At 66.6% G+C, this 5,556-nt stretch carries 7 protein-coding genes and 1 other RNA gene; 5 read left to right on the top strand and 3 right to left on the bottom strand.

What is annotated here, in order from left to right:
* The first annotated feature begins 118 nt into the window (after positions 1-118).
* A complete protein-coding gene (locus tag QMX79_RS19790) occupies positions 119-523 on the top strand; it encodes a DUF6165 family protein (protein ID WP_282248298.1) in 405 nt (134 codons plus the stop codon).
* On the opposite strand, the gene QMX79_RS19785 is transcribed toward QMX79_RS19790, so the two are convergent.
* On the bottom strand, positions 505-1,557 hold the full coding sequence (locus tag QMX79_RS19785) for a glycosyltransferase family 9 protein (protein ID WP_282248297.1): 1,053 nt from the start codon (positions 1,555-1,557) through the stop codon (positions 505-507). The two genes, QMX79_RS19790 and QMX79_RS19785, sit on opposite strands and share 19 nt — an antisense overlap.
* A 21-nt stretch (positions 1,558-1,578) precedes the next feature.
* On the opposite strand from QMX79_RS19785, the gene QMX79_RS19780 reads away from it, so the two are divergent.
* Positions 1,579-2,328, top strand: coding sequence for a 3-deoxy-D-manno-octulosonic acid kinase (locus tag QMX79_RS19780; RefSeq protein WP_282248296.1), 750 nt, complete (start codon positions 1,579-1,581; stop codon positions 2,326-2,328).
* Positions 2,328-3,086, top strand: coding sequence for an MBL fold metallo-hydrolase (locus QMX79_RS19775; protein WP_282248295.1), 759 nt, complete (start codon positions 2,328-2,330; stop codon positions 3,084-3,086). The genes QMX79_RS19780 and QMX79_RS19775 overlap by 1 nt, the downstream gene beginning before the upstream one ends.
* 63 nt (positions 3,087-3,149) lie before the next feature.
* On the opposite strand, the gene ffs is transcribed toward QMX79_RS19775, so the two are convergent.
* Positions 3,150-3,246: signal recognition particle sRNA small type (gene ffs / locus QMX79_RS19770), an RNA gene on the bottom strand.
* Positions 3,247-3,524: 278 nt separating this feature from the next.
* Here ffs and QMX79_RS19765 point away from each other — a divergent pair.
* Complete coding sequence (locus QMX79_RS19765) at positions 3,525-3,842, top strand: multidrug efflux SMR transporter (protein WP_214900485.1); 318 nt, start codon at positions 3,525-3,527, stop codon at positions 3,840-3,842.
* A gap of 174 nt (positions 3,843-4,016) precedes the next feature.
* Here QMX79_RS19765 and QMX79_RS19760 read toward each other — a convergent pair whose 3' ends face one another.
* Positions 4,017-4,652, bottom strand: a complete 636-nt coding sequence (locus QMX79_RS19760; protein ID WP_282248294.1) for a cation transporter — start codon at positions 4,650-4,652, stop codon at positions 4,017-4,019.
* A 212-nt stretch (positions 4,653-4,864) separates the two neighbouring features.
* Here QMX79_RS19760 and QMX79_RS19755 point away from each other — a divergent pair, with 212 nt between their 5' ends.
* Entirely contained in the window at positions 4,865-5,320 is a 456-nt protein-coding gene (locus tag QMX79_RS19755; RefSeq protein WP_282248293.1) for a hypothetical protein, read from the top strand.
* Positions 5,321-5,556 lie beyond the last annotated feature (236 nt).

Below are 5,556 nucleotides of genomic sequence, written 5' to 3'. Positions count from 1 at the left end.
GAGCCACGCCCTGCGTGGCTGCGCCATGCTGAAGGGGGCAGGGTGGCCGCAGGGATCCAGCCACGCAGGGCGTGGCTCTACCGGTAAACTGGTTGCATTCCAGTTAACGGCCTGCCCCATGACCGCAGAAATTTCGGTTCCCGTCTCTTTTGGTGAGCTGCTCGACAAGATCTCCATCCTGCATATCAAGTCCGAGCGGATCAGCGATCCGGGCAAGCTGGCCAACATCCGGGCTGAGCTTAGTGCGCTGGAGAAGACCTGGATGGGGCATGCGGCCGGGAGCCGGGACATCGCCTCGCTGCGTGCCGAGCTCAAGGACATCAATGAGCAGCTCTGGGATATCGAGGACAACATCCGGCTGAAGGACCAGGCCGCTGAGTTCGATGAGGCGTTCGTTGCGCTGGCGCGCAGCGTCTACCAGAAGAACGACCAGCGCGCGCGGATCAAGAAGGACATCAACCTGGCGCTGGGCTCGGTCTACGTCGAAGAGAAGTCCTACAAGGATTACAGCGGGCGCGGCTGATCGGCCACGTAGCGTTCGAAGGCGGCAATGCCGTCTTCGACCGTGATCAGCTGCATCACGTCGTCGAACTCAACCTTGGCGCCCCACTTGAGTTCGCTGGCCGGCTTGCCCAGGAACTTCCGCGCCGCGTCGTCATAGCGGTCCACGCAGTAGCGCCGGTCGGAATAGGGGCCGCTGCGGTGCGGGTTGCTGGCCGCGTGCAGGCCCAGCACCTTGGTGCCCATCGCGTTGGCGATGTGCATCGGGCCCGAGTCCGGGGTCATCACCAGCGCCGCGCGGGCCAGCAGGGGCGGCAGCTGCTTGAGGGTGTCCTTGCCCACCAGGTCCAGTGCCGGGGTGTCCAGCTGGGCCTGGATGGCGTCGGCCATGCCGCGCTCCAGCTCGCTGCGACCGCCGCACAGCACCACCCGCCAGCCGCGCGCGACCGCGTGGTTGGCCACGGCGGCGTAGCGGTCGGCATACCAGTTGCGGCGCACGTGGCTGGAGCAGGGCGAGATCATCAGCACCGGCCGGCCATCGTCCTGCCACTGCGCCTGCGCCCATTCCACTGCCGCCGGCGGGATCGCCAGGTCCCAGCTGACCTCGGTCTGGCGGATGCCCAGCGGTTCGCAGAAGCTGCCGATCGCATCCAGCACGTGGATGCCGGGGCGGTCGGGGATGCGTTCGTTGATGAAAAGACCGTGCAGGTCCTTGGAGCGCGCCTTGTCGTAGCCGATCCGGCGCGCGGCCGGGACGAACGCCGACAGCACATTGGCGCGGAAGGCCACCTGCATCTGCAGCAGCGCCTCGAAGCGGCCCGGCGGCAGCGATGCGCGCAGGGCGCGCATGCCGGCCAGGCCGGTCTTCTTGTCGTAGGCATGGAACACCACGCCCGGCAGGCCGTCCAGCAGCTTGTGCCCGGCCTTGTCGATGATCCAGTGCAGTTCGGTCCCCGGTCGTGCCTGCTGCAGGGTGCGCACCAGCGGCACCACGTGGGTGACATCGCCCAGCGCGGACAAACGCAAAAGACACAAGGAAGAGGACGCTGATGCCATGGTGTTGTTAGACTCGAAGGAATGGTCGCATTCGACGCCACTGAAGCGCTGACGCCCTGCCGCGATGGACGCGGCATGGGTGCCATTCTGTTCGACCGCGAACGGCTGCGGCAAGCCGAGATGAGCCTGTTCTCCCCGGGCCACTGGGGCGAGCGGGCGCGCCCGGTCGGGGATGGTGGCCGTGGCGGCGCCTGGTTCGTCGATGCGCCGTTCGGCCACTGCGTGCTGCGCCAGTACCTGCGCGGCGGCATGGCGGCCAAGCTCAGCCACGACCAGTACCTGTGGCGGGGCGCCAACCGCACCCGCAGCTTCGCCGAGTTCCGCCTGATGCGCGCCCTGCGCGCGTTGAAACTGCCGGTGCCGCGCCCGATCGCCGCGTTCTACATGCGCGAAGGCATGCGCTACCGCGCCGCGATCCTGATGGAGCGCCTGGAAGGCGTACGTTCGCTGGCCGACCGCGCGCTGGTGGCGGGGCGGGGCGCGCCCTGGGAAGAGACCGGCCGGCTGATCGCGCGCTTCCACCGCGCCGGGCTGGACCATGCCGATCTCAACGCCCACAACATCCTGTTCGATGCCAACGGCCACGGCTGGTTGATCGATTTCGACCGCGGCGTGCAGCGCATCCCGGCCACGGCCTGGCGTGAGCGCAACCTCAAGCGCCTGCACCGGTCGCTGGTGAAGCTGCGCGGCGAGCGCAGCCACGATGAGGTCGAGAAGGACTTCGCGCGCCTGCGCCGGGCCTACGACCTGGCCTGGAACCGGGGCTACTGATGGACTGGGCACTGCGCTTCATGGGGGTCGGCAACGCGTCGGCCGTGCAGCTGGGTTCGCCGATGGCGGTGATCGAGCGCGGCGGCCAGCCGTGGCTGACCATCGACTGCGGCGGCGAGGGGCTCACCGCTTACCTGGCCCAGTACGGGCGCATGCCCGAGGCCCTGTTCGTCACCCATGTGCACCTGGACCACGTGGCCGGCTTCGAGCGCCTGTTCGTGGATGCCTACTTCTCGCCGCAGCGGCGCGGCCGCATCCGGTTGTACGTACCGGCCACCGTGGTGCCGCTGCTGCACCGGCGCGTGGCCGACTACCCCAACGTGCTGGCCGAAGGCGGCGCCAACTTCTGGGATGCCTTCCAGCTGATCGTGGTCGGCGAGGCGTTCTGGCATGACGGCGTGCGCCTGGAAGTGTTCCCGGTCCGCCATCACTGGCCGGAAACCGCCTACGGCCTGCGCCTGCAGGGCGCGTTGGCCTGGAGCGGCGACACCCGCCCGATTCCGGAAATGCTGGCGCGCTACGCGGCCGACAACGAACTGATCGCGCACGACTGCGGCCTGCACGGCAATCCGTCGCACACCGGCGTGGACGATCTCGAACGCGAGTACAGCGCCGAACTGCAGGCGCGGATGATGCTCTACCACTACGCAAGCGACGCCGACGGCGAAGCGCTGCGCCAGCGTGGGCACCAGGTGGCAGTGCCGGGAGAGCGCGTAATGCTGTCCACCCCAACGGCGCCAATGGCAGCCCCACCGTAGAGCCACGCCCTGCGTGGCTGCGCGGCATGGCCGAAGCCTTTCGGCAGGCCCAAACGGGTGACGGCCCCGCCGGCTGACCTCGGCGCCCGCGTCGATCGATACCGTTGCTGCCTTCCGGCCCTGGCGGGATTTTCGACCTAGCGTCGCGAGGGGCCGACGGGGCCGCCATAGAGACGTGTGCAGGCAGGACAAGGTCCCGCAGTGCAGCCACGCATTCTATCCCAACCGCTGCCAGCAACGCCAGCCACCCGACGCCCGCCCACGCGTAGCGACACGCCACGCGTGTCCCACGGATAGCTGAATCCCGTGTAGCCCCAAACGTCCAACTCACGCCACCCCGACGCCCAGCGGCTAGAATGCCCGGACATCTGGAGGAACGGCCTCCCCCGCATCGGGCATCAACGACCAGGACGGCCTGGCCCCATCAAAGGAGGCCTCATGGCCTGGATCTATCTACTGGCAGCCGGTGTACTGGAAATCGTCTGGGCGTTTGCGATGAAGCAGTCCGACGGTTTCAGCAAGCTCACCCCGTCCATCATCACCATCGCCGGCATGATCGCCAGCTTCTGGCTGCTCGCCCTGGCAATGCGCACGTTGCCGCTGGGCACCGCCTATACGATCTGGACCGGCATCGGCGCGGTGGGCGCGTTCGTGATCGGCATCGTGTTCCTCGGTGAGCACGTCAGCGCGATGCGGATTGCCGCGGCGGTGTTGATCGTGAGCGGGCTGGTGCTGATGAAGGTGTCGAGCGCGTAGGGGCAAACGCGGGCTTCGTTCGGTGGTCATGCCCTACCGGGTGTTGACCACCGTCGGCGGCCGACAGGGATGCGACCCTACCCATCACGTCGCCACGAGCAAGCGGAACGCCACTTGGTAGAGTTGGTTCCCAAACAACTGCCGATCCTGCTGATCAGCACTTGGACGCATGACCTACGCCGAAGAACTGCTTTCCTGAGCCCGCATCTCCCGCCATGCCGAGCGCAGCACGCGCAGTGCTGAGCGCAGGAACATCACCAGCAAAGCGGCTGCGATCAGCAGATCCGGCCAGCCCGCGCCGAACGCCCACACGGCAGCGGCGGCCAGCAGCACGGCCACACCCTCGAAAATATCGTTGCGCGAGCATTCCCACGCCGAGGCCATGTTGACGTCGCCGTTGCGGAACGGATTCAGCAGCCACAGGCATACGCCGTTCGCGGCGAGGTTGAGTGCGCCGGCAATGCCCATGCCTTCAAACAGCGGCACGGCCGGGTGGGTGAGGCGCCAGCCGATCTGCACGGCTACGGCAATGGCCGCGCCGAGAATCAGCAGCCCTTTCAACAGTGCCACCCGCGCCTTGGCGCGCATCGATGCGCCGACCACGGCCAGACTGATCGCATAGGTAAGGGCATCGCCGAGGTTGTCCAGGCTGCCGGAGAGCAGGGAGGACGAATGGCTCCACCAGGCGGCGGCCGCCATCATCACGAAGGTGGCGAGGTTGATCGCCAGGACGATGCGCAGCACGCGCCGCTGCTTCGCCTGGAGGGCGGCGACGTCGACGATTTTTCCGCAGCCGCAGCAGTCGGACATGGGGGTACGGGATCTGATGGGGTGCCCCATTGTAGAGCCACGCCCTGCGTGGCTTCGCGGTGCTGAACGGAGGGCAGCCACGCAGGGCGTAGCTCTACCTGAGTTCGCGATAGACGCAGGTTGCTCTTCGCCTCTCAATGCATTGGACAAATCGAATGGCCTGTCCCGGCGCTTCCCGGCAGGATCATGGGTTTACGACCCAGGGAAGGGTGATGCCCCTCTATGACAACGCGCCGACCCTCATTCTGGATCAACTGCGCAGAATCGCGGGCGGTGAGCGGGTCGGCATCGTTGAAATCGGCGAGCTTACGGTCAGTCAGTTCGCTGAACTGGTGCGGCAAAAGCGGGAAATGGGGCATGAGCCACCTGCCAGCAGAACGCTGGTCTACCTTGGCAGGCACCATTACGACAGTCGGGTGCGCAAGGACGGCTACCGTCCGTGCGATCTGGCGCACCAGTTGGAGGCAGCGCTCGCAAGTACTTCAGTGATCGAGACGCACCGGCACATGACGGCCGTTGTCAGCGCGACCGATCGGGACGACGGCCATGGAAACAAGGTCCGCGACAGGGCGATCCTGGAGCTGCAGGCGCGTAAGCCGAGAGCTGAGGTCTACTCCGTGGTTCCGAAGGGCGATTTCATCCGGCCCAAAACGCAACAAAGCCCCTGATCGGGGCTTTGTCTTGTATACACCTCCCCGGATAACAGAAACGGCCGGCGGCAGGTGCATGGGCAATCAGTCCCCGGATAACAAGAACGGCCGGCGGCACTGACTGCTCTGGGATGCTATCTCGTGTCCGGTGACATGGCAATGCAAGAGAAATGCAAATCTAGATCCCATTGTAGAGCCACGCCCTGCGTGGCTTCGCGGTGCTGAACGAAGGGCAGCCACGCAGGGCGTGGCTC

It is taken from the genome of Stenotrophomonas sp. PS02300, from assembly GCF_029959395.1.
Taxonomy (GTDB): Bacteria; Pseudomonadota; Gammaproteobacteria; order Xanthomonadales; family Xanthomonadaceae; genus Stenotrophomonas; species Stenotrophomonas maltophilia_AD.
This window is presented reverse-complemented; position numbering and strand designations above follow the sequence as displayed.